The 26,007-nt window shown below is 68.2% G+C and carries 24 protein-coding genes; 9 read left to right on the forward strand and 15 right to left on the reverse strand.

Annotated features, from left to right (window positions below):
* Positions 1-28 precede the first annotated feature (28 nt).
* The gene (locus RQG77_RS17190; protein ID WP_311245820.1) at positions 29-799 is read left to right on the forward strand and encodes a VTT domain-containing protein; all 771 of its coding nucleotides are present in this window, start codon (positions 29-31) and stop codon (positions 797-799) included.
* Between the two features lie 33 nt (positions 800-832).
* On the opposite strand, the gene RQG77_RS17195 is transcribed toward RQG77_RS17190, so the two are convergent.
* Positions 833-1,687, reverse strand: coding sequence for a Ku protein (locus tag RQG77_RS17195; RefSeq protein ID WP_311245821.1), 855 nt, complete (start codon positions 1,685-1,687; stop codon positions 833-835).
* A gap of 59 nt (positions 1,688-1,746) precedes the next feature.
* Between RQG77_RS17195 and ligD the strand changes: the two genes are divergently transcribed.
* Entirely contained in the window at positions 1,747-3,729 is a 1,983-nt protein-coding gene (ligD, locus tag RQG77_RS17200) for a non-homologous end-joining DNA ligase (protein ID WP_311245822.1), read from the forward strand.
* Between the two features lie 4 nt (positions 3,730-3,733).
* Here the strand turns inward: ligD and RQG77_RS17205 are convergent, their stop codons facing one another.
* The 5 genes from RQG77_RS17205 to murI form a co-directional block, all read right to left on the reverse strand.
* Positions 3,734-4,654: a cation diffusion facilitator family transporter gene (locus RQG77_RS17205; protein WP_056312233.1), complete on the reverse strand. Its 921-nt coding sequence runs from the start codon at positions 4,652-4,654 to the stop codon at positions 3,734-3,736.
* An 83-nt stretch (positions 4,655-4,737) separates the two neighbouring features.
* Positions 4,738-5,313 (reverse strand): dihydrofolate reductase, encoded by a 576-nt coding sequence (locus RQG77_RS17210; RefSeq protein WP_311245823.1) that lies wholly within the window; start codon positions 5,311-5,313, stop codon positions 4,738-4,740.
* A 61-nt stretch (positions 5,314-5,374) separates the two neighbouring features.
* Positions 5,375-5,968, reverse strand: coding sequence for an RdgB/HAM1 family non-canonical purine NTP pyrophosphatase (gene rdgB, locus RQG77_RS17215; RefSeq protein ID WP_311245824.1), 594 nt, complete (start codon positions 5,966-5,968; stop codon positions 5,375-5,377).
* A complete protein-coding gene (gene rph / locus RQG77_RS17220; RefSeq protein WP_056312237.1) occupies positions 5,968-6,702 on the reverse strand; it encodes a ribonuclease PH in 735 nt (244 codons plus the stop codon). Before rph ends, rdgB begins: the two co-directional genes overlap by 1 nt.
* 48 nt (positions 6,703-6,750) lie before the next feature.
* Positions 6,751-7,584, reverse strand: a complete 834-nt coding sequence (gene murI / locus RQG77_RS17225) for a glutamate racemase (protein WP_056513305.1) — start codon at positions 7,582-7,584, stop codon at positions 6,751-6,753.
* A gap of 75 nt (positions 7,585-7,659) precedes the next feature.
* Here murI and RQG77_RS17230 point away from each other — a divergent pair, with 75 nt between their 5' ends.
* Positions 7,660-8,985: a nicotinate phosphoribosyltransferase gene (locus RQG77_RS17230; RefSeq protein WP_311245825.1), complete on the forward strand. Its 1,326-nt coding sequence runs from the start codon at positions 7,660-7,662 to the stop codon at positions 8,983-8,985.
* Positions 8,986-9,007: 22 nt separating this feature from the next.
* Here the strand turns inward: RQG77_RS17230 and RQG77_RS17235 are convergent, their stop codons facing one another.
* From RQG77_RS17235 to RQG77_RS17245, 3 genes are read right to left on the reverse strand one after another with little or no spacing between them, the layout of a single operon-like run.
* Entirely contained in the window at positions 9,008-9,274 is a 267-nt protein-coding gene (locus RQG77_RS17235) for a DUF3039 domain-containing protein (RefSeq protein ID WP_046013003.1), read from the reverse strand.
* A gap of 40 nt (positions 9,275-9,314) precedes the next feature.
* Positions 9,315-10,880 carry a hypothetical protein gene (locus tag RQG77_RS17240; protein WP_311245826.1) on the reverse strand — a complete coding sequence of 522 codons (1,566 nt, stop codon included), beginning with the start codon at positions 10,878-10,880 and terminating at the stop codon, positions 9,315-9,317.
* Complete coding sequence (locus tag RQG77_RS17245; RefSeq protein ID WP_311245827.1) at positions 10,856-12,640, reverse strand: ATP-binding cassette domain-containing protein; 1,785 nt, start codon at positions 12,638-12,640, stop codon at positions 10,856-10,858. The genes RQG77_RS17240 and RQG77_RS17245 overlap by 25 nt, the downstream gene beginning before the upstream one ends.
* A 252-nt stretch (positions 12,641-12,892) precedes the next feature.
* Between RQG77_RS17245 and RQG77_RS17250 the strand changes: the two genes are divergently transcribed.
* From RQG77_RS17250 to RQG77_RS17265, 4 genes are all read left to right on the forward strand, one after another.
* Complete coding sequence (locus tag RQG77_RS17250; protein WP_311245828.1) at positions 12,893-13,585, forward strand: phosphocholine cytidylyltransferase family protein; 693 nt, start codon at positions 12,893-12,895, stop codon at positions 13,583-13,585.
* A gap of 80 nt (positions 13,586-13,665) precedes the next feature.
* On the forward strand, positions 13,666-14,667 hold the full coding sequence (locus RQG77_RS17255) for a hypothetical protein (protein ID WP_311245829.1): 1,002 nt from the start codon (positions 13,666-13,668) through the stop codon (positions 14,665-14,667).
* Positions 14,668-14,769: 102 nt separating this feature from the next.
* Positions 14,770-16,359: an acyl-CoA carboxylase subunit beta gene (locus tag RQG77_RS17260; RefSeq protein WP_396653427.1), complete on the forward strand. Its 1,590-nt coding sequence runs from the start codon at positions 14,770-14,772 to the stop codon at positions 16,357-16,359.
* Positions 16,356-16,601 carry an acyl-CoA carboxylase subunit epsilon gene (locus RQG77_RS17265; protein ID WP_311245830.1) on the forward strand — a complete coding sequence of 82 codons (246 nt, stop codon included), beginning with the start codon at positions 16,356-16,358 and terminating at the stop codon, positions 16,599-16,601. The genes RQG77_RS17260 and RQG77_RS17265 overlap by 4 nt, the downstream gene beginning before the upstream one ends.
* Positions 16,602-16,811: 210 nt before the next feature.
* Here RQG77_RS17265 and RQG77_RS17270 read toward each other — a convergent pair whose 3' ends face one another.
* The 5 genes from RQG77_RS17270 to RQG77_RS17290 form a co-directional block, all read right to left on the reverse strand.
* The gene (locus tag RQG77_RS17270) at positions 16,812-18,011 is read right to left on the reverse strand and encodes an ROK family transcriptional regulator (RefSeq protein WP_311245831.1); all 1,200 of its coding nucleotides are present in this window, start codon (positions 18,009-18,011) and stop codon (positions 16,812-16,814) included.
* A 298-nt stretch (positions 18,012-18,309) separates the two neighbouring features.
* Positions 18,310-19,320, reverse strand: coding sequence for a hypothetical protein (locus RQG77_RS17275; protein WP_311245832.1), 1,011 nt, complete (start codon positions 19,318-19,320; stop codon positions 18,310-18,312).
* Positions 19,317-20,549, reverse strand: a complete 1,233-nt coding sequence (locus tag RQG77_RS17280; RefSeq protein WP_311245833.1) for an ATP-binding protein — start codon at positions 20,547-20,549, stop codon at positions 19,317-19,319. The genes RQG77_RS17275 and RQG77_RS17280 overlap by 4 nt, the downstream gene beginning before the upstream one ends.
* The gene (locus RQG77_RS17285) at positions 20,539-21,201 is read right to left on the reverse strand and encodes a response regulator transcription factor (protein ID WP_311245834.1); all 663 of its coding nucleotides are present in this window, start codon (positions 21,199-21,201) and stop codon (positions 20,539-20,541) included. The genes RQG77_RS17280 and RQG77_RS17285 overlap by 11 nt, the downstream gene beginning before the upstream one ends.
* Before the next feature lie 38 nt (positions 21,202-21,239).
* Entirely contained in the window at positions 21,240-22,469 is a 1,230-nt protein-coding gene (locus tag RQG77_RS17290) for a TRAM domain-containing protein (RefSeq protein WP_311245835.1), read from the reverse strand.
* Between the two features lie 23 nt (positions 22,470-22,492).
* Between RQG77_RS17290 and RQG77_RS17295 the strand changes: the two genes are divergently transcribed.
* Both RQG77_RS17295 and RQG77_RS17300 read left to right on the forward strand, forming a co-directional pair.
* A complete protein-coding gene (locus RQG77_RS17295) occupies positions 22,493-23,131 on the forward strand; it encodes a Maf family protein (protein ID WP_311245888.1) in 639 nt (212 codons plus the stop codon).
* A 78-nt stretch (positions 23,132-23,209) separates the two neighbouring features.
* Positions 23,210-24,976, forward strand: a complete 1,767-nt coding sequence (locus RQG77_RS17300; RefSeq protein WP_311245836.1) for a biotin carboxylase N-terminal domain-containing protein — start codon at positions 23,210-23,212, stop codon at positions 24,974-24,976.
* A gap of 54 nt (positions 24,977-25,030) precedes the next feature.
* Here RQG77_RS17300 and RQG77_RS17305 read toward each other — a convergent pair whose 3' ends face one another.
* The gene (locus RQG77_RS17305) at positions 25,031-25,912 is read right to left on the reverse strand and encodes a hypothetical protein (protein ID WP_311245837.1); all 882 of its coding nucleotides are present in this window, start codon (positions 25,910-25,912) and stop codon (positions 25,031-25,033) included.
* Positions 25,913-26,007 lie beyond the last annotated feature (95 nt).

The following is a 26,007-nucleotide window of genomic DNA, read 5'->3' on the forward strand; positions in this document are numbered from 1 at the left end:
CCGCACAGCGCACTACGACGGGAAATCCATGCATCACGCCGCTCTCATCCCCTGGCTCGACCCCGCCACCATCATCGGCTCGGCCGGCCCCTGGGCGCTGCTCGTGGTGTGCTTCATCGTCTTCGCCGAGACCGGCCTGCTGGTCGGCTTCCTGCTGCCGGGTGACACGCTGCTCGTGATCTCGGGTCTGCTGTCGCACCCGATCGCCGGCTCCGAGCACGGCGTCTTCGGCATCAACGTCTGGATCGTCGCTCTGCTCATCGGATTGTCCGCTTTCGTCGGTGGTGAAGTCGGCTACCTGATCGGACACAAGGGCGGGCCTGCGGTCTTCGAACGCAAGGAATCGGGCCTCTTCAGCAAGAAGAACGTCGAGCGCACCAACGCGTTCTTCGAGCGCTTCGGCGGCATCACCGTCATCCTGGCCCGCTTCGTGCCGATCGTCCGCACGTTCGCGCCGGTCGCTGCCGGCGTCGGCCACATGCCGTGGCGCCGCTACACGCTCTACAACCTCATCGGCGCGATCCTCTGGGGCTTCGGCCTCACGATGTTCGGCTACGCGATCGGCTTCATCCCCCCGATCGCAGAGTTCGTCGAGAGCTACATCGACCTGATCCTGCTCGCCGCCGTCGGCGGCACCGCGCTGATCACCGTCTGGCACTACTTCTCCGAGCGCCATAAGGCCAAGAAGGAGGCCGCTGCCGGCGAAGGCGAGACCGACGCAGCCGAGGCGGAAGAGCTCGCGCTCGACCCCGAGGTCTTCGACCGTGCTCCCGACTTCGACGGAGACGGCAAGCACTGACCTCGAACGAGTGAGAGGAGGCGGGCTGAGTTCTCAGCCCGCCTTCTTCTTGTTCGGGGTCTTCTTGGCGCTCGCCTTCTCGTCGGTCTTCTCCGACCGCGCGGCCTTGGTGCGCGCGACGCTGGCCCGCAGCGCCTCCATCAGGTCGATGACCTCGCCGCTCTTGGCGTCGCCCTCGGCCTCGCCGAACGTCTCCGACACGTCGAACGTGTCACCCGCCTCGATCTTGGCGTCGATCAGGGTGCGCAGTTCCTTCTGGTACTCGTCGACGAACGACTCGGGGTCGAAGTCGGCCGAGTAGCTGTCGACGAGGGATGCCGAGAGCTCGAGCTCCTTCTTCGAGATCCGGACATCCTCATCCAACGCCGGGAACTCCGCCTCGCGCACCTCGTCGGCCCACAGCAGCGTCTGCAGCACCAGCACTTTGCCGCGCACGCGGAGCGCGGCAAGACGGGTCTTCTGGCGCAGCGTGAACCGCACGATCGCCGTGCGATCGGTCTGCTCGAGGGTCTTGCGCAGCAGCACGTAGGCCTTGGGCGACTTCGAGTCGGGCTCGAGATAGTACGGCTTGTCGAGAGTCAGCAGATCGACCTGATCCGACGGCACGAACTCGACCACGTCGATCTCGCGGCTCTTTTCGGCGGGCAGCGCCGCGAGGTCGTCTTTGGTGAGCACGACGGTCTGGCCTTCATCGACGTAGGCGCGATCGATGTCGGCATACGCCACGGTCTCGCCGCACACCTCGCACGTGCGCTGGTAGCGGATGCGGCCACCGTCCTTCTCGTGCACCTGATGCAGCGGCACGTCGTGGTCCTCCGTCGCGGAGTACACCTTGACCGGCACATTCACGAGACCGAAGGTCAGCGCGCCCTTCCAGATCGTTCTCATGCCCCCAGTGAACACCAGGCGCCCGGGTCGAGGCCAGTACCTTGACTACGCTGGGCGTCATGGTTGCCGAGGCGCAGAACGTGCAGATCGACGGCCGCCGCCTGCGCATCACCAACCTCGACAAGGTCGTCTACCCCGAGACCGGCACGACCAAGGGCGAGATCATCGCGTATTACACGGCGATCGCGCCCCACATCCTCCCCCTCCTCGAGGGGCGCCCGGTCACCCGCAAGCGCTGGGTCGAGGGGGTCGGAACCGCTGAGCATCCCGCTGATTCCTTCTTCACGAAGCAGCTCGAGCCCGGAGCACCGAGCTGGATCCCGCGGCACGAGATCCGCCACTCGGACGGCCCGAAGGAGTATCCGCTCGTCGACGACGTGCCGACCCTCGTCTGGCTCGCTCAAGTCGCCGCGATCGAGCTGCACGTGCCGCAGTGGCGCTTCGCATCGGACGGCCTGCCGGGCAAACCCGACCGCCTCGTGCTCGACCTCGACCCCGGCCCCGGCGTCGGTCTCGCCCAGTGTGCAGAGGTCGCCCGGATCGCCCGTGGTCTGCTCACCGACATCGGCCTCGACCCCGTTCCCGTCACCAGCGGCAGCAAGGGCATCCACCTGTATGCCGCTCTTCCCGGTCAGCAGACCAGCGACGAGATCTCCGCGGTCGTGAAGGAGATCGCTCGGCTCATCGAGACCGAGCACCCCGACCTCGCCACCAGCACAATGGCCAAGGCTGCCCGCGGCGGCAAGGTCTTTCTCGACTGGAGCCAGAACAACGGCAAGAAGACGACCATCTCGCCGTACTCGATGCGCGGCCGAGCACATCCCTGGGTGGCTGCACCGCGCACCTGGGAAGAGCTCGACGACCCCGACCTGGCTCATCTCGACTTCGCGACCGTGCTGGAGCGCGCGGAATCAGGGATCGATCCCCTCGCACCGTTGCGCACCGAGCACGCGCCGCACGTGCAGACGACGAGCCCCGCAGCATTCGATGAGGACGCCGCCTCCGCACAACCGACCGAATCTGCGCGACACCGCCCGCGGATCTCCGGAGCGGCAGACGCCCCGGCGTCCGTGTCTCCAGCATCCGTATCTCCGATGCTCGCCGAGAACGGCACACCCGCGATCGCCCGCGGGCTCAGCTCGCCCTCCTGGGTCGAGGTGAAATGGGACGGCATCCGGGCGATCGGCACCTGGGCGGACGGGCGGATGCTGCTGCATGCCCGCAGCGGCACCGATATCACCGCCCGCTACCCCGAGCTCACCGCGGACGGCGCCCCCTTCCTCCCAGTCGCCGACGCGATCGTCGACGGAGAGATCGTCGCGTTCGACTCGCACAGCAGGCCGAGCTTCTCGCTGCTGCAGAATCGGATGCACCTCACGCGGCCCCGCGAGATCGAACGCGAGGTCGTGCGCACCCCGATCGTCTACATGGTCTTCGACCTGCTGCGCCTCGACGGGCACGACCTCAGCTCGATGCCGCTGTCGCAGCGACGCACTCTGCTCGAAGAGGTGGTCTCGGACCTGGAGGCCCCGATGCAGGTGCCGCCGGTGTTCGACGACGTGGACGCCGCGCTGGCCGCGAGCGACGAGTTCGGTCTCGAGGGCGTGGTCGTGAAAGACCCCGCGTCCCGCTATCGCGCGGGGCAGCGCTCCCCCGCCTGGCTCAAACTAAAGCTGACCCGGATGCAGGAGGTCGTGATCGTCGGCATCCGCCCAGGCAAAGGCGACCGCGAGGGCACGTTCGGCTCGCTGCTGCTCGCGGTCCCGGACTCCGGACGGCTGCGGTACGTGGGACGCGTCGGCACCGGCTTCACCGACCGGATGCTCCGCGATCTGCTCGCACGCCTCGCGCCGCTGCGCATCGAATCAGCCGCTTTGGACGGAGTGCCCGCGCTCGACGCATCGGACGCGCTGTGGGTGGACCCGGAGCTGGTCGGCGAGGTCGAGTTCGCCAACTGGACCCCCGACGGCGTCCTCCGCCACTCCCGCTGGCGGGGCCTACGACCCGACAAATCTCCCGACGAGGTCGTGGTCGAGAGCTGACCGGTCACGCGTGATGCGGTTCGCAGTCCGACTGCTCGGCGGGTTCGATCTGGAAGGTCGAATGCTCCACGTCGAAGTGGTGGGCGAGACACGACTGCAGGTCGCTCAGCAGCTTCGCGGATCGCCCGTCGGCGAGGAGCGCCGGCTCGACGCTGACGTGCGCGCTGAACACCGGAGCACCGCGGGTCAGCTGCCACACGTGCACGTCGTGCACTCCGACGACGCCGTCGTAGTCGAGCAGGTGCTGGCGGATGTCGCTGACCGCCGTGCCCTCCGGAGCCGATTCGGAGAGCACGGAGAAGACCTCACGCAGCAGCGCGATCGCGCGCGGGATGATCAGCACGGCGATCATGATCGACGCGAGCGCGTCTGCCGGCATCCATCCCGTCGTCACGATCACGATCGCGGCGATGATCACCATCGCCGAGCCGATCAGGTCGCCCATCACCTCGAGGTACGCGCCGCGGACGTTGATGCTGGTCCGCTGGGCACGGCTCAGCAGCCACATCGAGATCGCATTGGCGACGAGGCCCACGATCGCGACGATGAGCATCAGCCCTCCGGCGACCTCGGTCTCGCCCGGGTCGATCAGACGGCCGACGGCCTCGATGCCGACCCATCCGGCGAGGAGGATCAGGATGATCGCGTTGATCAGCGCCCCGAACACCTCGGCGCGCTGATACCCGAAGGTACGGCGGTCGTCGGCCGGTCGCGCGGCTACAGCGGCGGCGATCAGCGCGATCACGAGCGCTGACGCGTCGGTGAACATGTGTGCCGCATCAGCCAACAGCGCGAGCGAACCGGTGAGGATCGCACCCACGACCTGCACGACCATGATGGTCGCGGTCAGGCTCAGCGAGATCGCGAGAAGACGGCGATGACTCGCGGAGCGGATGCCGCCGGCGGCGGGCGCGTGATCGTGCATGCCTCCAGGCTAGACCGGCCATCGTGCCGTTCGGCGGGTCTGCGCGCAGTCGGGAATGGTGATGATTCTCAGTAACCGCGTCCTCAGCGCAGTCGGGTGTACTCGAGCACGACGCAGCCGTTGTCGAACGAGCGCACCTGATCGAGGCCGAACTGAGCCGGGGCGAAGTCGTGACGGGTCATAGGGATGCCGGAGCCGGCGATGACCAGATACTTCTTCACGATCAGTCGGTCGATCTCGTCGAGGAGCACGCCGGCGAGCACGGCACCGCCGGCCAGGTAGATGCCGAGACCGGGCTCCGCTTTGAGCTCGCGCACCCGCGCGACGGGATCCGTGCGGACGATCTCGACATTCGGTTCGCCCGTGTCGTCGAGCGAGCCGCTGAAGACGACGGTCCGCAACTGCGAGTACGGATCGGTGATACCGACCTGCAGCGCGGGCTCGTAGGTGCGACGGCCCATCAGCACGGTGTCGAATCGGGTCAGCGGCTCGTCGACGCCTCCGCGGTCGGCGCGCACGAATGCGGGTTGGATGTCGGCGAGTTCGGTTCCCATCATCTCGGCGAACGCCGGGGTCACGGGATAGAAGTCGACCTCGTCTGCGGGGCCCGCGATGAAGCCGTCGAGGGTGACGCCGATGTAATAGGTGAGTTCTCGCATGTCGACCAGAGTAACCACTACGCATGAAGTAGGTCAAGCGTAGTGGTTACGTGTCGGCGGGTCAGAGGTCGGCGAGCAACGGCACCAGTTCTGCGAACGCGCGGGCGCGGTGCGACTGCGACTGCTTCTCGTCGGCGGTGAAGTCCCCCACGGTGCGCTCGGCGCCCTCCGGCTGTCCGTCCGGGATGAAGATCGGGTCGTAGCCGAACCCACCCCCGCCGGAGGCCTCGGAGGCCAGGCGCCCCGGCCAGTTCCCGACGACCACATGCTCGGCGCCCTCGGGCGTCACCAGCGCGATGGTCGAGTTGAAGTGAGCGGCGCGGTGCGGATCCGCGACGTCACGGAGCTGGTCGAGCAGCAGCTCGAGATTGGCGACAGCATCCTTCTTCTGTCCCGCCCAGTAGGCGGAGAACACCCCGGGCGACCCACCGAGCACGTCGACGCAGATGCCGGAGTCGTCGGCGAGCGCCGCGAGTCCCGTGTGCAGGCAGGCTGCCCGCGCCTTGATGAGCGCGTTCGCAGCGAACGTCACGCCGTCCTCGACCGGCTCCGGGCCGTCGTATCCGACGACCTCGAGATCGGGACGCGTGGCCGCGACGATCTGCTGGAACTCCGCGACCTTGTGCGGGTTGTGCGTGGCGAGGACGACCTTCATCAGCCCGCGAGCGCCTTCAGCTGCTGGTCCTTCAGGTCGGCGCACCCCGCGACGCCCAGCTCGAGCAGCGCGTCGAGCTCTCGCTTGTCGAACGGCGCGCCCTCGGCGGTGCCCTGCACCTCGACGAACAGGCCACGACCGGTCACGACGATGTTCATGTCGGTCTCGGCGCGGACGTCCTCGACATATGCGAGATCGAGCATGGGCTCACCGTCGATGATCCCGACCGAGACGGCGGCGACGGAGTCGAGCAGCGGTGTCGAGTTCTTGCCGATGAACTTCTTCTCCCTGCCCCACTCGATCGCATCGGCCAGCGCCACGTAGGCACCGGTGATCGCGGCGGTGCGCGTTCCGCCGTCGGCCTGCAGCACGTCGCAGTCGATGACGATCGTGTTCTCGCCGAGTGCCTTGGTGTCGACGACAGCACGCAGCGCGCGGCCGATCAGGCGCGAGATCTCGTGCGTGCGTCCGCCGATGCGACCCTTCACGCTCTCGCGGTCATTCCGGCTGTTGGTCGCGCGAGGAAGCATCGAGTACTCGGCCGTGACCCAGCCCTTGCCCTTGCCGGTGAGCCAGCGGGGCACGCCGTTCGTGAACGATGCGGTGCACAGAACCTTGGTGCCGCCGAAGCTGATCAGTGCCGATCCCTCGGCATGGCTGCTCCAGCCTCGCTCGATCGTGATCTCGCGGAGCTGGTCGGTGGAGCGGCCGTCGGCGCGGACGATGCTGGTCATGGGGTTCCTTCGGTGGGGTGGAAGAATCGGATGGATGCTGCGGAGGAGTCAGAGCCCTGCGGCCGACTCCGGAAGAGTGATGACACCGGTCTGCACGAGCTGCACGTCGCGCACCTCCCGGCCCATCAGACGGTTGGCGAGCGCGGTGAACTCGGTGGTCGAGTCTCCCGTCGCCTCGTAGACATAGGACGCAGTGGCATCGGGCGATGCGAGGAGATCGCCGCGGACCAGCTGGCGGTAGACATCGCCCGCGGTCTCGTCGTCGCTGGAGACGAGCGTGACGCCCTCCCCCATCACGTAGCTGATCGCGCCCCGGAGGAACGGGTAGTGCGTGCATCCGAGCACCAGGGTGTCGACACCAGCGTCACGCAGCGGCGCGAGGTACTCCTCGGCTGTGGCGAGGACCTCCGGCGTGCCGGTGATGCCACCCTCGACGAACTCCACGAAGCGGGGGCACGCCGCGGTGAAGACCTCGAGACGCTCGTTCACCTCGAGCATGTCCTGGTAGGCACGTGAGCCGATCGTCCCGACCGTGCCGATGACACCGACCCTCCCGTTGCGCGTGGTCGACACGGCCCGGCGGACGGCAGGGCCGATGACCTCGACGACCGGGACGTCATAGCGCTCTCGCGCATCACGGAGCATGGCAGCGGATGCCGTGTTGCAGGCGATCACGAGCATCTTGACGCCCTGATCGACGAGCGTGTCGAGCACTTCGAGGCTGTATCGCCGCACATCGGCGATGGGCTTCGGCCCGTACGGCGAGTGCGCGGTGTCGCCGATGTAGACGAACGATTCCCGGGGCAGCTGGGCTCGGATGGCTCTGGCCACCGTGAGTCCGCCGACACCGGAGTCGAAGATTCCGATCGGGGCGTCGTTCATGACTCACCAGCCTACCCGCGCGCACCCCGCGTCACGCTCAGCAACCCGTGCGGATGTCGTCGATAAGCTGAGCGCATGACGACGTCCACGGCGCTTCTGACCGACCGTTACGAACTCACGATGCTCGCCGCCGCGCTGCGCGACGGAACGGCCTCACGGCCGAGCGTGTTCGAGCTCTTCTCGCGGCGGCTGTCCGGCGGACGCCGCTTCGGCGTGGTCGCCGGCACCGGACGCCTGCTCACGCTCCTGCGCCAGTTCCGCTTCCACGACGACGAGCTGCGCTTCCTGCGCGACAACGACGTGGTGGATGCCGACTCGCTGACATACCTCGAGAACTACCGCTTCACCGGCTCCATCCGCGGCTACCGCGAGGGCGAACTGTACTTCCCCGGCTCCCCCATCCTCACCGTCGAGGGCACCTTTGCCGACGCCGTCGTGCTCGAGACCCTCGCGCTCAGCGTCCTGAACCACGACTCTGCCGTCGCCACCGCCGCATCCCGCATGAGCATCGCCGCGGGTGAGCGACCGCTCGCCGAAATGGGATCGCGCCGGGCCGCCGAGCAGTCCGCTGTCGCTGCCGCCCGCGCCGCGTACATCGCCGGCTTCGGGGCGACGAGCAACCTCGAGGCTGGCCGCCGATGGGGCATCCCGACCATGGGAACGGCCGCACACTCGTGGACGCTTCTGCACGAGACGGAGGAGGAGGCGTTCCGCTCGCAGATCGACAGCCTCGGAACCGGCACAACACTGCTGGTCGACACCTATGACATCCGCACGGGCGTCGAGACGGCCGTCCGCGTCGCCGGCACCGGCCTCGGTGGAGTGCGCATCGACTCCGGCGACCTGCCGATCGTCGCGGCGGAGGTGCGGGCTCAGCTCGACGAGCTCGGCGCGACGAGCACGCGGATCACAGTCACGAGCGACCTCGACGAGTATGCCATCGCGGCCCTCGCGGCGTCACCGGTCGACGCGTACGGCGTCGGGACATCGGTCGTCACCGGCTCCGGATACCCCACTGCGAGCATGGTCTACAAGCTCGTCGCACGGCAGGACCCGACGGGAGCGTGGATCGGCGTGGCGAAGGCCTCGACCGACAAGGCATCGCAGGGAGGGCGCAAAGCCGCCTTCCGCACACTCGTCGACGGCGTGGCCGAGACCGAGACCGTCGTGGTCTCGGACGGCTTCGAGCAGCTGGACACCCCCGCGGAGCACCCGGAGGGCCGTGCACTGCAGACGACGTTCATCGAGGCCGGCGAGATCGACACCGCGTTCGAGGGGCCCGAGGGCACGGCATCCGCTCGGGCGCATCACCTGCGCGTGCGCGAAGAGCTTCCGGTCCGAGCCCTCGCGCTGAGCAAGTCGGACCCTGCCATCCCGACCGTGTTCGTCGACGCGAGCTGAGCCACCGCTGAACCTGCGCGGTTCAGCTGATCATCGACTCGTAGATCTCCTTGCACGTGGGGCAGATCGGGAACTTCTCCGGGTCGCGACCCGGGGTCCACTTCTTGCCGCACAGCGCGCGCACCGGCTTGCCGGTGATGGCGGACTCGAGGATCTTGTCCTTCTTCACGTAATGCGAGAAGCGCTCGTGGTCGCCCGGTTCGAGATTCTCCTCCCGGAGGAGCTCTTCCAGTTCGCGATCAAGCGTTGCCACGCCGCCCTGATCGGGGCTGTCCAGCGGAGTACTCATGCCGAGAGTCTAGCCGTGCACAGCCGCTGGTGGGCAGCGGTCACGCGGTCTCGACGAACTCCATCAGGCGCTCGCCCCCACGCTCGAAGATCCGACCGCCGACCGTCACACCGACGGCGAGCACGACGACGCCGGTGGCGATCCCTGCCCAGAACGTCGCCGGGGCGAACTGCGATCCCTCGAGCATCGTGAGCACCAACAGCCAGATCGTCGGGATGCTCACCACGATGGCGCCGAGGAATGCTGCGGCCGGGCCGTATGCGCCGCGCGAGGTCGGACGCTGGGGCTGCTGGAACGGGCTGTCTCCAGGACGGGACACCGCATAGGGCGCGATCACCGACACGATGCTCGAGAACCCGAGCGCCGAGAGCAGCAGGCTGGCCCCGAGTCCCGTGAGCGGGAGCAGGAGACGCCAGTCGTCGATCCACAGCAGCGTCAGCGGCACGGAGATCGCCAGCACGGGAACCGCGACCAGCACGACGGGAACCAGCCGTCCCAGGCGATCGGGGATGCCGCGCACGCCGCTCGCGACGTGGGTCCACAGCGCCGTCGAGTCGTAGGCGACGTCATTGTGCGGAAGCCAGCCGAAGAACAGCGCCATCACCGGGACCGGGACGAGCGCCGCGATCTCGAGCGGCACGCCGGCGACGAGGAGAGGGAGAACCGTGAGCGCGCCGGCGACGGGGACCACGATCAGGTTCATGATGTACCGACGATCGCGCAGCCAGTAGACGAGGCTCCGCGACGCGATCGCACCGAATGCGTTCGACGGGAGCAGGCCGAACCAGCCGAGCCCGGATCGCTCGCGCGACGTGACGGGGCGCTCCGTGGTGGTCAGCAGTCGACGCACGAGCCACGTCCACAGCGCCCAGAAGACCACAGCGGTCGCGAACGCCACGACACCGCTGATCCAGGCGCCGGTGCTGTCGTCCGTCGCGAAGGAGAAGAGGAAGCGCGAGGATGCCGCGAAGGGAGTGACTCCGACCGCTGCCGCGAGAGTGCCGACCGCAGCGGGCACCTCGCCGTCCCACTTCAGGGAGGCCAGGAAGACGGCCACGGGGAACGCGATGACGATGAGGGCGAGCGCGAAGAGCGCGGTGAGCTCCCGCGATCGGCGTTCGGGCAGGACGAGCGCGTTGACGGCCATTCCGATCCGCGCCGCCAGGATCGTCGACACGAGGCTGATGAAGCTCATCAGCACAGCGAGGAGCCACGGAGCGCCCAGCCTGATCGCGACGATGCAGACGCTGATGTTCACCGCGAGCAGCGCCAGACTCGGAACGCTGATGAACGAGGCGAGGGCGAGGATCCATGGCATCTGCCGCTCGTCGACTCCGAACACGGCGAATCGCCGGGGGTCGAGCTGATCGACGGCGCCCACGAGGATCGGCCCGACCAGGAACCCCAACAGCAGTGCGGCGCTGCCGAGCACGATGACCGTGCGTGCGACGGCGACCGGCGCGTCGTCGAGGCTCAGGACCGCGGCGCAGACCACGACCGTGAAGACGAGGATCAGGGCGAGCATGACCAGCGTGCGCACCCGACGTTCGCCGCGGAGCGATCCGATCAGGAGCGCCGCCCTCAGTCGGAGAACGTGTGCAGCCACTCGAGACCCTCCACCTCGCTGATACCGCCGGAGAGCTCGACGAATCGTGCCTCGAGCGTCTGTCCTGCGCGGACGTCGTCGATCGTGCCCTCGGCGAGGACTTCTCCCCCCACGATGATCGCGACCCGCGAGCAGACGCGCGCGACGAGATCCATGCCGTGGCTGGAGAGGATGACGGTTCCCCCGTGGTCGACGTATGCGCGCAGAATGTCGAGGATGACCGCGGACGACACGGGATCGACCGCTTCGAAGGGCTCGTCCAGCACCAGGACGCGCGGCGAGTGGATCATCGCTCCCGCGAGCATGATCTTCTTCGTCATACCGGCCGAGTAGTCGGAGACGACGCGGTTCAGCGCCTCCCCGAGGTCGAAGGCGCGTGCGAGATCGCCGACGCGCTTCTCGATGACGTTCGAGGCGAGACCTCGCAGCAGACCGTAGTAGTAGAGCAGCTGCCGACCGGTGAGGCGATCGAACGTGCGCAGCCGATCGGGCAGCACACCCATCATCCGCTTCGCCGCGAGGGGCTTGGCCGCCTGGTCGATGCCGCAGATCACGACATTCCCCTCATCGGCGCGCAGAAGACCCGCGACGATCGAGAGCGTCGTCGTCTTGCCCGCTCCGTTGGGGCCGACGATTCCGTAGAAGGATCCCGCGGGCACGGTCAGGTCGATGCCGTTGACAGCCGTGTGGTCGCCGAAGCTCTTGACCAGACCACGGATGCGGATCGCTTCGGAGACGGATGCCGCCTCGACACCACTGACGGCCTCTTCCGTCGCATCCGCGTCGGAGACGGCGTCGCCGACCTCGGACACGGAACTCTCGTCGACCGCGTCCTCCGCTGTCGGGCCTTCGTCGACGTCGACGACATCGGAGGTCACCCCGTCGAGTGGAGCCGCGTCCGCCGCCGGGGACTCGATCGGTGGCGTGTCGAGTTCGTCGGGGCGCGATTCTCCGACGACAGGAGACACCTCTTCCGAGGCGTCCGCACGAGCGGCAGTCACGTCATCGGGAACGATCGCGGTCTCTTCCGCGGCCTGCACCTCCGCGGCCTTAACCTCCGCGGCCTGCGCCTCCGCGGCCTGCACCTCGGCGGCCTGCGCCTCTGCGGCCTTCGCTTCCTCCGCCTCGACCTCTGCAGCCTTCGCAGCTGCGGCCTTGGCTGCCGCCGTCTTCGCAGCAGCTGTCTTCGCCGCAGCTGTCCGGGCCGAAGCGGTCTTCGCGGCAGACGTACGAGCTGTGGCCTTCGCTGCGGCGCTCTTCTCGGCCGCAGCCTTCGCCGCAGCGGTCTTCGCCGTAGTGGTCTTCGCCGCAGTGGTCTTCGCCGTCGTCGTCTTTGCCGCAGTGGTCTTTGCCACAGTCGTCTTCGCGGCGGTCGTCCTCGTGGCTGCCGTCTTCGCTGCAGCGCTCTTCGCTGCAGTCGTCTTAGCCGTCGTCGAGCGCGCTGCAGTCGTCTTCGCGGCGGTGCCGCGAGCAGCCGAGGGACGTGCCGAATTCTTTGCTGCAGCCGTGCGTGCAGTCGTCGACGGGGCCTTGTTCGCCGTGGCGGGACGCGAGGCCGCAGGAGCGGCGCTTCGATCGATCTTCAGCGCAGGCTCGACCACCACCTCGATCGTCGCCGCAGCCTTGTCGGCGGCCGACTTCGCGGGCGTTCGCGCGCTCGTCGCCTTCTTGGCCGGCGTCTTCCGAGCCGGCGTCTTCTTGGCGGTCGAGGGCGCGGTGTCGGCCACCTGATCGGTGCGGTCGTCGGGGGAAGCAGTCACCGTCCTACGGTATCAACGGGCGCCCACTTTCTTAGGGTCGCCGCAACAATTGGCCCTCGGAATCACAGATCGGTCCGTCTCAGGCACCGATCTGGACGAATCTGAGTGTTGGGTGTGTACTGGATCACGAATTGGCAACAGCGACGACAACACCCGGGGGTTCCCAGGCTCGATCGCTAGCATGACTCTCGGCACGACGAAGTGTCTGGTCGGTGAACCGACCGTGAACACATACTTCCTTTAGGAGCACTCGTGACTCTTCAGACCGTCATCCTCGCAGCAGGAATGGGCTCACGCCTGGGCCGCGCGCTGCCGAAGCCGCTCACCGAGCTGAGCGACGGCCGCACGATCATGCGCCAGCAGCACGACAACATCCGCGCGGCCTTCGGCACCGACGCGCGCATCACCGCCGTCGTCGGCTACCGCGCCGAGACCATCATCGAGGCCTTCCCGAACGTCAACTACGTGCACAACGAGCGCTACGACGAGACGAACACCTCGAAGAGCCTCCTCCGCGCCCTGGGTGCGACGGGAAAGTCCGGCGTGCTCTGGATGAACGGTGACGTCGTCTTCGACCCGATGATCCTGGGTCGCGCCGCGGCCTACATCGAGCGCGACCAGTCGTTCGTCACGGTGAACACCTCCAAGGTCAGCGACGAAGAGGTGAAGTACACGGTGACCGCCGAGGGCTTCATCAATGAGCTCTCCAAGACCGTCAAGGGCGGACTGGGCGAGGCCGTCGGCATCAACTACATCTCGTCCGCGAACAAGAAGGCGTTCATGCGCCAGCTGCAGCGCGTCGAGGACCAGGACTACTTCGAGCGCGGCCTCGAACTCGCGATCGCCGAGGACGGCCTCCTGCTCGAGCCGATGGACGTCTCGGATCTCTACGCGGTCGAGGTCGACTTCGCCGAAGACCTCGAGCGGGCGAACCTGTTCGTCTGATCTTCTTTCACGAAAGCCCGGCCCCGTCAAGGGTGCCGGGCTTTCGGCGTTTTCGCGGGCTGTGTTCCTAGGATCGATCCATGGCCCCCAAGGTGCACAAGATCCACTCCCTCCCCGACGACTCCCCGTGGGACAGGGGCGTGCCGCCGGTGGGCTCCACCGAGCATCCGTTCATGGTTCGGGGCCTGGATCGCGTCCTCGCGATCCAGCGCCCGCTCGTGCTCGCGCACATCCGCAGCATCCGTCTGCGCAACCCCCACGCGTCGCCCGAACAGATCATCCGCATCCTCGAACGCCGCTACCTGGCCGCAGTGACCACCGGCGGCGCGGCCGTCGGTGCGACAGCCGTGGTCCCCGGGATCGGCACGGGCATCACCCTCGCGCTGTCCGGAGTCGAGACCGTCGGCTTCGTCGAATCGACCGCGCTGTTCGCCCAATCGGTCGCCGAGGTGCACGGCATCGCGGTCTCGAATCCCGACAGGGCGAGAGCTCTTGTGATGACCCTGATGCTCGGCAAGGAGGGAGTTGCCCTCGTCGGTCAGCTCGCCGGGGAGGCCACGGGCAAGGGCGGCAGCCGATCCACATACTGGGGCGAGATGGTGACGAAGTCGCTCCCCCGCGCCGCGGTCGGGCCGCTGGTCGACCGGCTCAAGAGCATGTTCGTCAGGCAGTTCGCCGCGAAGGGCGGCGCCTCGTTCATCGGCAAGGCCCTGCCGTTCGGCGTCGGCGCTGCGGTGGGTGGGGCCGGCAACCACATCCTCGGACGCCGCGTGCTCACGACCTCGCACCGCGCGTTCGGCGCGGCTCCGATGGATCTGCCGCTCGACCTCGAACCTGTGGACGGCTCCGAGAAGCTGGAGCTGCGGATGCTGCACGGAGCACAGTACGTCGGTGGCGCCGTCGCCGGTGCTGCGGGAACGGCGGCGCGCGGAGTCGGCTGGGCGGGTCGGAAGATCGCCTCGGTCGGTCGCGGGCGCAAGAAGGACGCGGCCGAGATCGAAGGCGGCACGGACGAGCAGTCTGGAACCCACGACCTGTCGGGTGCGCTCGGCGCGAACGCGGATCCCACTCGGAACGACTGACTCCGCGCGGACGCCGGACGCGAGAGAGCCGCCAAAGGATCCGGCGACCCGTTGTGGCGAGCATCCAACGGACGGGGCCGAGCCGACGATAGGGTGGAATCCGTGACGGACAAGCCCGAACTCTCGACCACCGCCGGCAGAATCGCTGACCTCCGCGCTCGCTACAACGAAGCCGTTGTCGACGCTGAGAAGGTCGCGCACGACAAGCAGCACGCCAAGGGCAAGATGACCGCCCGTGAGCGCATCGAACTGCTCGTCGATCCAGGAAGCTTCGTCGAGTTCGACGAATACGTGCGCCACCGCACCACGGCCTTCGGGATGGACAAGAACCGCCCGTACGGCGACTCGGTCGTCACGGGCGTCGGCACGATCCACGGACGAACGGTCGCGGTCTACTCGCAGGACTTCACCACCTTCGGCGGCTCGCTCGGCGAGGTCTCCGGCGACAAGATCATCAAGATCATGGAATTCGCCCTCTCGGGCGGCATGCCGATCATCGGCATCCTCGACTCGGGTGGCGCGCGGATCCAGGAAGGCGTGCTCGCGCTCAGCAAGTACGGCGAGATCTTCCGCCTGAACACCCGCTCGTCAGGTGTCATCCCGCAGATCTCGATCATCATGGGTCCGGCCGCCGGTGGAGCCGTCTACGGCCCCGCACTGACCGACTTCGTGATCATGGTCGACAAGACCAGTCAGATGTTCGTGACCGGCCCGGACGTCATCAAGACGGTCACCGGCGAGGACGTGGGCATGGAGGAGCTCGGAGGAGCCCTCACGCACAACACCCGCTCCGGCGTCGCGCACTACCTCGCCGAAGACGAAGACGATGCGATCGACTACGCACGCACGCTTCTGGGCTTCCTGCCCGACAACAACATGGCGGAGATCCCCGGCTACGAGAGCGGCTTCGAGTGGGAGACCACGGATGCCGATCGCACGCTGAACACGATCATCCCGGACTCCCCCAATCAGCCGTACGACATCCACACGGTCATCGAGCACGTCGTCGATGCCGGGGACTTCATCGAGGTCCAGCCGCTCTTCGCACCGAACATCGTGATCGGCTTCGGCCGCGTCGAAGGCCGCTCGGTCGGCATCATCGCCAATCAGCCGTCGCAGATGGCAGGAACTCTCAACATCGAGGCCGGCGAGAAGGCCAGCCGGTTCGTGCGCTTCTGCGATGCGTTCTCGATCCCGATCGTCACGCTCGTCGATGTGCCCGGCTACCTGCCGGGCACCGACCAGGAGTGGACCGGTGTGATCCGCCGCGGCGCGAAGCTCATCTACGCGTATGCCGAGGCGACCGTGCCGCTGGTCACCGTGATCCTGCGCAAGGCCTACGGCGGCGCGTACATCGTCATGGGATCGAAGCAGCTCGGCGCCGACGTGAACCTCGCCTGGCCCACCGCCGAGATCGCCGTCATGGGCGGACAGGGTGCGGTCAACATCCTCTACCGAGGCGAGATCAAGCGCGCCGAAGAGGCCGGCGAAGACGTCGCCGCCGTACGCACCCGTCTCGCGAACGAGTACACGTACAGCGTCACCTCACCGTTCCTCGCTGCGGAGCGCGGCGAGATCGACGGCATCATCGAGCCGGCGAACACCCGCGTCTCCATCGCCAAGGCTCTCCGCGCCCTACGCGGCAAGCGGGCGGAGCTGCCGCCGAAGAAGCACGGGAACATCCCGCTGTGAGCGGGCAGGACGCATCGGGAGCGGCGGCGGAGGCAGAGCGTCCGCCGACGATCGAGATCACGCGCGGCTCCGCCACGGAAGAGGAGCTCGCCGCACTCATCGCGGTGGTCAGCGACGCATACGCGCAGGAATCGGCGGATGCTGTCGCCGACGAGCCTCGCGTCTCGGCGTGGACTCGCACGCAGCGCCCGCTGCGCACGCCGCTTCGGCGAGACATCCCCTGGGGCCGCTTCTCACGCTGAGCGCCGCCACCGAGCGGGCGACGGACGAGGTCTGCGAGGCCCGGAGCCCCCCAGCTCCCGGGCCACGCAGACAGTCTCCCCCGGTCGACGCGGGACCGTCGTCCCCGCTGTCGGAGCACCCCAGTCGGCGCATCCCTTCGATAGTACATCGATTGGAATTATAGGCACGAGCCGATCACCGATATACCGGTATGGCGGTTGAGGGAGCGTTCAGTCCTCGAGGTAGAGGTCCGATGCCCGGGGCGTGAGGACGGCGTCGAGGACCACGCAGGCCGCTCCGACGGCAGCCACGTCATCACCCACCACCGTTCCGTCCACAGCAAGCAGATGCACCGCTCGTGTCGCACTGCGCCGGTTGAGAGGCTCGGGGATCTCGCGCAGATACACCTCGGACAGACGACCCCAGAACGGCCCGCCCAACACGACACGGTCGACGTCGAGCACGTTCGTCAGCGCCGAGATCAGAACCACGAGGTGTGCCGCCGAACGCCGGAGCACTCCGAGCGCGGGCGTATCGCCGGCAACTGCGCGTTCGCACAGCAGCGTCAATCGCTCATCGACCGCACGCTCGTCGTTGGCCTGTCGATCATCCTGGAACAGTCCCGCAGCCTCGGCCTGTTCGACGATCGCCTGAGGCGTGCACACCACTTCGACGCATCCGCGGGAGCCGCACGAGCACACCGGCCCCTCCGGATCGACCATGATGTGGCCGATCTCGCCGAAGTTGTGGGAGCTGCCCGTGACCACACCGCCCTCGCGCACCACGGACATGCCGAGCCCGGTGCCGAGGTAGATGAAGAGGAACGACCCCTCGGTGGCATCGGTGCCCGTCCAGAGCTCGCCCACCGCAGCGGCGGTCGTGTCCTTCTCGAGAGTGACGTCGAACCCTGTCGCCTCTGCGAGCACCGAGCGCAGCGGAACACGATGCCACCCGTGCAGCTTCGGCGGGTCTATCACCGTTCCCTTCCGCGCGTCGAGCGGGCCGGGAGCCGCGACCCCGACACCCGCGACGCGAGCACGGTCGACTCCCGCCTCGTCGATGAGCGCATCGATCGTCTGGGCCATGGTCTCGACGATGCGTCGAGGATCCTTGTCAGGCGTCCGGACCACTCGCCGGTGCACCACCGCGCCCGACATGTCCAGCAGCACGAACGTGATCACGGCCGGATCGAGATGCACGCCGACCGAGAAGCGACTCTCCGCGACCAGACGCAGAGTGACACGGGGCTTGCCCGGTCCGTTGATCGTCCGGCCGGCCTCGGCGATGAACCCTCCGTCGAGCAGGCGGCGGGTGATGTTCGTGATCGTCTGGGCGGAGAGCCCCGTCGCCTCGACGAGCTCGATCCGGCTGAGCCCCTCGATCGAGCGGCGGATGGCCTCGAGGATCACCGACTGGTTGAAGTCACCCATTCGGGGGAGGTTGGTTCCTCGACGCATTCCCATGCCCCATCTTCTCGCATGGGGGCCATCCCCGTGTCCCCCAAAATACCTACAGACAACGATTTGAATAACCATGAGACTGAGTAAGACGCTTCGCGTTCGGCTGGTCTCTCTGTCCCAGGGTAGATAGACGCAGACCGGCCACCAGCGGATGGTTTTCGGGTAACTGTCCGCATGGCGAGGGGCTGGCGGATTCGCCGCCCCTCGCCCACTCTGTCTGACCTCGACTCTGACCTCCTCCCCCGGCCAGAGCCGAGGGCAGGGGCACTCAGTGCTCCGGCACCTCACGGGGGATCTCGTGGAAGACGTCCACGGCGTCGTCGTCGCTCTGACCGCCGGCGCCAGCCCGTCCGACCACCGTCACCGCCGTCACAGGGTCCAGGGCGGCGCGGATGATCCATCGCTCGGCGTCGGCCTCGCGAAGCACCCGCGCGAGCTCGTCACGGATCACAGCACGCCGCACCTCGTCGACGTCGGCCAGACCGCCCTCGTCGAAGACGGTGACGACGGCGCCGTGCCGCCTGGCATCCTCGATCGCATCCCGCACCGCGTCGTTGAGCAGATCAGCGCCGCGCAGCTCGTCACGCAACCGCCCCTCGGCGAGCCGCGCCTGGAGCCGTTCTTCGGCGTCGAGCGCGCCCCTGGACGCGACGGCGCGACTCAGCACAGGGCCGGCGACGGCGAGCGCAAACTGTGTGCGCAGGCGCCGCTCCTTCTGCCGCACCTGCTGTGTCGCGTGCCACGCGGACACCGCCTGCTGGATGCCGGCGAGTCGCTCGGTGTCACGCACCGCCCGATCCCAGAACATCACCAGCAGGTGGGCCACAGCGACCCACATGAATGATCCGACGAGGCCGAGCGACAACGCCACGAAGAACCCCAGGAACGCCGAAGAGGCGACCACCAGGATCAGGACGACGAGCCACCCGATCACGAATCGGCGACGCACGATGCACACGATCCCCAGCAGCCCGAGAGCACCGATGTACCAGGTGGCGAACGGCGCGGTGAGAATCAGAGGATCGAGCGACGACGTCACGAGGATGGGAATCAGCACGCTGGACGCCAGCGTGACGAGTGCGACCCACAGAGGCATCCGGACCGAGGTCGCCGAATCCCACAGGATGGCCGCGTTCACGACCACGAGGTACAGACCGATCGCCGCGACCATCAGCAGAGGTCCGGTGGGCTGGTCGATCCACCAGACCCCCCTGGCGGCGAAGTACATCGCGAATCCGACCGCGAGCGAGGTCGCGACGCTGCGAACGGTCCGGTTCATGGCTGCTCCCAACCGAGCGTCACGGTGGTTCCCCACTCGCTCGAGTCGATCTCCGCCGTACCGGCGACTCCGGCCATGCGCGCGAGTATCGAGGCGCTGATACCCAGGCGGTCGGCACCGATGGCTGTGATATCGAACCCGGGACCGGTGTCGGTGATCGTCACGCTGATGCCCTCGTCGCCCTTCCCCTCCGCGAGGATGTGCAGGCCCCGTCCGTTCGCGTGCGTCACGGCGTTGCCGAGCGCCTGCCGGGCGGCGAGCACGAGGGCCCGCGCGGCACGGCCGGGGATCAGTCCGATCCCTCCGCGCTCCTCGACGATGGCATCCGCTCCGAGCTCGGAGAGCGCCCGCCGCAGCTCGACGACGATCTGCGCGGCTCCGACCGGCTCGTCGCTCCCCTCCTGCGCCACCGCGGCCTCGGTGTTCGCGAGTCTGGTGAGAGCCTCGCGCGCCATGCCGACGGCGAGATCCTGGGCGCGTTCGCCTTCGGCCCGCTCCGCGGCGATGAGGGCAGCGAGGACGCTGTCGTGCATGAGCGCCGACATGGTCGCCCGCTCCTCCTCGGCGGCGGCAGCCGCGGCGGCGGAGGCGTACGAGGCCACGGCGTGTGCACGCGCTTCGTCGACACCGGCGGCGACGGATCGGAACATCCAGCCCAGCGAGATGATCACGATGCCGAGGATCAGTGTGAAGGACACGTCGAACGCCGTGGTCACCCAGAAGTCTCGCGAGAACTCACCCTCGACGAGCCGCACGTACCCGTAGACGAACGGGAGACCGACCGCCCAGGCGAACTGCAGCCACAGCGGGAACGCGAGCATCGCGGCGACGACGCCGACGTTGACGAGGAAGAAGATCCATGGCTGATCGGCCGCTTTTCCCACCGGGTCGACAAACGTCGGCCAGGCTCCCAGCGCCAGGGTGTAGATGATCGCGAACGCACCCGATGCGGTGCGCACCCCTCGCCCGACGACGCAGGCGATCAGCATCACCACGAGGGGGATGAAGACCACCAGCAGCATCGCGATCCGCGCACCGTCCGACCACGACATCGTCGTGATCCCGGCGATCAGCGCCTGGGCTCCGAGGATCGCCGATCCGATCGCGACGACCGTCGCGAGGATGCGCTCCATGCGCTTGCCGGTGAATCGCTCGAATTCCGTCTCCACACTGCCCGGGGAAGGGATCTTGCTCCAGGCATCACGGATGCTGAGCGGGTCAGTGGGCACTCGGCGCCCCGTCTGCGGCGACGATCCCGTCCTCCATCGCGCGGCGGAGAAGATCGACCTTGGTCGGCGCCGGGCGTCCGACCTCGACGTACTTCACCCTGATCCGGGTGATGTTCTCCTTGGCTGTCGAGTACGCGACGCCGAGACGCTCGGCCACCGCCTTCAACGGCAGACCCGCTGCATACAGGCGCAGCACGTCGCGCTCGCGAGAAGAGAGCTGCGCATCCGCGAAATCTCGGTCGCCGTCGACGGCGCTCGCCCATTCGACGTTGTTGAGAGCCTCGCCGTCGGCGACCGTGCGGATCGCATCGAGCACGTCGTCGAGCGCCGACGACTTGCTGACGACGCCGGCGGCACCGGCCGCGAGCGCCTCACGAACGGCCGCAGGGCGGTCGGCGACGCTGTGGATCACGACGCTCGCACCGGCAGAGACGAGCGACCTGACGTTCTCGGTGACCGTCGTGCCGTCACCCAGCGTGAGGTCCAGGACGACCACATCCGCGGGCGGCGCGGAGGAATCGGATCGCCACTCGAGGTACGACATGACTGTGCTGCCGGAGAAGACGACCGTCTGAGCGCCGTCCCGGGCGCACGCGGCCTCCAGACCGAGGCGGACGGATTCGTGATCGTCGATGAGTGCGACCCTGCTCATCCACCCAGCCTAGTGATTCTCGCGGGTGCCGATCCCCGTCAGCGTGTGAGCAGAGCGACGACCTCGAAATGATGCGAGTGCGGGAACAGATCGAAACCGCGGAGAGCCCCCACGTTCCACCCTCGCTCACGGAAGGTGCCGAGGTCGCGCGCCAGTGCGACCGGGTCACAGGCGACGTAGGCGATCGCCTCCGGTGCGAGCGCGTCGAGCGCATCGACCACCGCGCGTCCGGCACCGGCTCTCGGCGGATCCAGGACCACAGCACCCGCCTTCGTTCCCGCGGGAGCTCCCGCGATGTAGCGGTCGACACGCGCGGTGACCGCGCTGACGCCGAGCTGCGCGAGGTTCTGCTGCGCATGAGCCGTCGCGCGCCTGCTGGATTCGACCGTGACGATGTCGGTGCCGCCGAGGTCCGCGAGCGATGCGGCGAAGAGTCCCACGCCTCCGTAGAGATCGAAGTGCTTCTTCTCGGGATCGACATGGCCGTCGAGGATGCCGTACACGGCACCGTCGAGCACCGATGCGGCGCGCGGATGCACCTGCCAGAAGCCGCCGGCATCGACCTGGAAGCGCCGGTCGCCCACCTGCTCGTAGACGACCTCGGGCGCGGGACGCCGACCCTGCCCTCGCGCGGGGCGCGCATCGAGGCGTTCGCGACGGATGATCCGCACCCTGCCGTCGCCGGGTTCGACCAGGTCGACACTGCCTGCTTCGCCGCCGGCGAGCGCGAGCGCGGCCCTGGCGATCGACGGACGCGCCAGCGGGTGCGAGCCGACGGGGATCACGCGGTGGCTGCGAGCGGCGTAGGGCCCGACCTGTCCGTCATCGTCGACGTGCAGCGTGACCCTGGTTCGCCATCCGGTGCCATCGGAGGAGTCGACCGCCTCGATCTCGGGGGCCTCGAGACCCGCACCCGCGAAACGGTCGAGGGCCTCGGTCAGCACCTGACGCTTCAGGACCCGCTGATGCACGAGGTCGATGTGCCCGAGGTCCGCACCTCCCGGGCGGTCTTCGGGCGCGCGCGAGACGTCGGCCTCCGACCAGATGTGCGGGCGACGGTGCGGGGACGCCTCGAGGACCTCGACCGTCTCCGCGCGCCAGAAGCTCTTCGACTCATCCGTCGAGTCCTCGGTCAGCCGCGCACGCACCCGCTCTCCGGGGATCGCATCGGAGACGAAGACGACGCGTCCCTCGTGGCGGGCGATGAACGTACCGCCGTGCGCGATGCCGGTGATGTCCAGATCGAGCAGGGCTGGAGAAGAAGTCATCCTTCGAGGATACGGTGGTGCACATGCGCGTCTGCCTCGCCTCCACCTCCCCCGCCCGTCTGATGCTGCTGCGGCAGGCCGGAATCGAGCCCCTCACGCAGTCGCCGGATGTGGATGAGGATGCCGTGGCCGCCCTCGCCGCAGCCGCGCGCGGCGCCGACCTGCCCCCGACGGAGCTCGTGCTGCTCCTCGCTCGTGCGAAGGCCGCGGACGTCGCGCACAAGCTCGCCTCGGAAGGCCTCTTCGACGGCATCGTGATCGGCGGCGACTCGATGTTCGCGCTCGGGGGCCGCGTGTACGGCAAGCCCTACACGCCGGAGGAGGCCACCCGGCGCTGGCACGAGATGCGCGGCGCCACCGGCATCCTGCACTCCGGCCATTCGGTGTTCCGGGTCTCCCCCGGTGTCACCCCCGTCGAGGCCACCGCGACCGCCGAAGCGGCGGTGACGTTCGCCGACGACATCACGGATGCCGAGATCGCCGCCTACGTCGCGTCCGGCGAGCCCCTGCACGTCGCGGGCGCATTCACGGTCGACAGCCTCGGCGGAGCCTTCATCACCCGTGTCGACGGCGATCCGTCGACCGTCGTGGGGATGTCGCTGTCGACCGTACGACGCCTGACCACGGAGCTGGGCGTCGCGTGGACCGACCTCTGGTCGTAGGGTCTCGTCGACGTTTCTCTCTCTTTCTTGTGGAGAGTCGTCAAAGAGATCGGGGGCCTTCTCGCTAGGCTGGCAACCATGCCTGATATCGCCAAGGTGCTCATCGCCAACCGCGGCGAGATCGCCGTCCGCATCATCCGTGCCGCTCGCGACTCGGGGATCGCCTCCGTCGCCGTGTACGCCGACCAGGATCGCGACGCTCTGCACACCCGCCTCGCCGACGAGGCCTACGCCCTCGGCGGAGCGACGAGCGCCGAGACCTACCTGCAGATCGAGAAGATCCTCTCGATCGCCCGCCGTGCCGGCGCAGATGCCGTGCACCCGGGGTACGGCTTCCTCGCCGAGAACGCCGAGTTCGCACGGTCCGTGATCGGTGCGGGAATGACCTGGATCGGCCCCTCGCCAGAGGCCATCGAGGCGCTCGGAGACAAGGTCACCGCTCGTCACGTCGCCGAGAAGGTGGGCGCCCCGCTCGCCCCCGGAACCCCCGGCCCCGTGGCCGGTGCCGACGAGGTCGTCGCATTCGCGAAGGAGTTCGGTCTGCCGATCGCGATCAAGGCCGCCTACGGCGGCGGCGGACGCGGTCTCAAGGTCGCCCGTGAGCTCGACGAGGTCGCCGAGCTGTTCGAATCCGCGACCCGCGAGGCCGTCACGGCCTTCGGCCGCGGCGAGTGCTTCGTCGAGAAGTATCTCGACAAGCCCCGCCACGTCGAGACGCAGTGCCTGGCGGACTCCGAGGGCAACGTCGTCGTCATCTCGACCCGTGACTGCTCGCTGCAGCGCCGTCACCAGAAGCTCGTCGAGGAGGCGCCTGCACCGTTCCTCACGGACGAGCAGAACGACCTGCTGTACTCGGCGTCGAAGGCCATCCTCAAGGAGGTCGGCTACGTCGGCGCAGGCACTTGCGAGTTCCTGATCGGCGCCGACGGCACCGTCTCGTTCCTCGAGGTCAACACCCGCCTGCAGGTCGAGCACCCCGTCTCCGAAGAGGTCACCGGCATCGACCTGGTGCGCGAGCAGTTCCGCATCGCCGCCGGCGGCACCATCGACTACGACGACCCGAAGCCGACCGGACACTCGATCGAGTTCCGCATCAACGGCGAAGACCCGGGTCGCGGTTTCCTTCCCCAGCCGGGCCCGATCCACGTCTTCAAGACCTTCGGCGGCCCCGGCATCCGTCTCGACTCCGGCGTCACCGCAGGCGACTCCGTCTCGGGGGCGTTCGACTCGCTGCTCGCGAAGATCATCGTGACCGGCAAGGACCGCGCCGAAGCGCTCGAGCGCTCGCGCCGCGCCCTGGACGAGTTCGAGGTCGCGGGGCTCCCGACCGTTCTGCCGTTCCACCGCAAGGTCGTCCGCGACCCTGCCTTCACCGCCGACGACGGCGAGTTCGGCATCTTCACCCGCTGGATCGAGACCGAGTTCGAGAACGACATCCCCGCGTGGGACGGCGAGCTCGAGTCTCCCGCCGCCGCCGAGAACCGCCACACCGTGGTCGTCGAGGTCGCCGGAAAGCGGCTCGAGGTGAGCCTGCCCGACCGTGTCGCGGTCGCCGCAGGAACCGCCGGACGACCGGCCGCCGTGCCGCCGTCTCGTCGCAGCCACGCCACCTCGGTCAGCGCAGGCGCATCCGGTGACGCCGTGAAGTCGCCCATGCAGGCCACCGTCGTCAAGGTCGCCGTCGAAGAGGGGCAGCAGGTCGTCAAGGGCGACCTCGTCGTCGTCCTCGAGGCGATGAAGATGGAGCAGCCGCTGCAAGCGCACAAGGACGGCACGGTCGGCAGCATCGCGGCCACTGCCGGTGCGACCGTCGCCGCAGGCCACCAGCTGCTCACGATCAGCTGATCGCACAGAGTCACGACGAAGGCCCCGCCTCGAGGCGGGGCCTTCGTCATTCCTTCAGTCCGCCGCGGCAGATGCGCACCACTCGTCGAACATCCGCTGCCCTGTCGGTGTGCCGAGAGCAGCGCGTGCCGCCGGCGAATCGTGCAACCCCCGCAGCGCGGACCAGACGACCTGCGGGTGCGTCTTCAACATCGCCGGGGCCACGGTCACCGTGGCGGGAACACGCATCCCGTCGGATGCGGTCACGCGACTCGGATCCACGCGGAGTCTGACGAGCGGGAGCGCGTCCATGCCGCGTCGAGGCTCGGTCATGTCCGGCTCCACGCGGCGGATCGCGCTCCACGGCACGTACAGGGTCTCGGTGACACGCATCAGGAGCACCCCGTCGTGGCCGATGCCCAGCCCCATCGGTCGACGGCCGAAGGAATCGGAGCGGTATTGCGTGATGGCTGCGCGCACGGCCGTGTAGACGAACAGCGCGGCGGTCGCCGCGAGCACTGCTACTCCGAGGAAGGCCTCGGGCCTGCCGGTCAGCCCGATCCCGATCGCCACGATCGTCGCGGCCGTGAGCACGACGGCCCACGCGACGCACAGCGTCAGGGTGACGACGCCAGGCCGCCGCTCCGGCACGAAGTGCACGCGTGCATCCGGGCTTCCTATCCGCCCGCGCGTCAGCGTCGCCGCGTCGACCAGACGCGCGCGCCCTTCGACGAAAGGTCTGCGGGCAGCGACGGCGAGGGCCGTGAGACCGAACAGCGCGACGAACGCACCCGACCACAGCGGGCCGGCGGCGCCGCCCGAGAATCCGATCATGGCGGCCGCGCCCGCGAAGAGGACGACGCCGAGCCAGAACATGCCGGTGTTGCGTCCGGGTCGACGTTCACCCCACTTCGCCGGCCATCCCTGCACCCGTGGCGAGGCGAACGAATCCGTCACAGCATCCCTTCCTCGACGAGGAGCGGTGTTTCAGCGACAGCAGGCGGCATGGCCACCATTATCGCAGCGCGTTCGAAGTAGGCTGATCGCCGGAC

Source organism: Microbacterium sp. WCS2018Hpa-23, from assembly GCF_031843845.1.
Classification (GTDB): domain Bacteria; phylum Actinomycetota; class Actinomycetes; order Actinomycetales; family Microbacteriaceae; genus Microbacterium.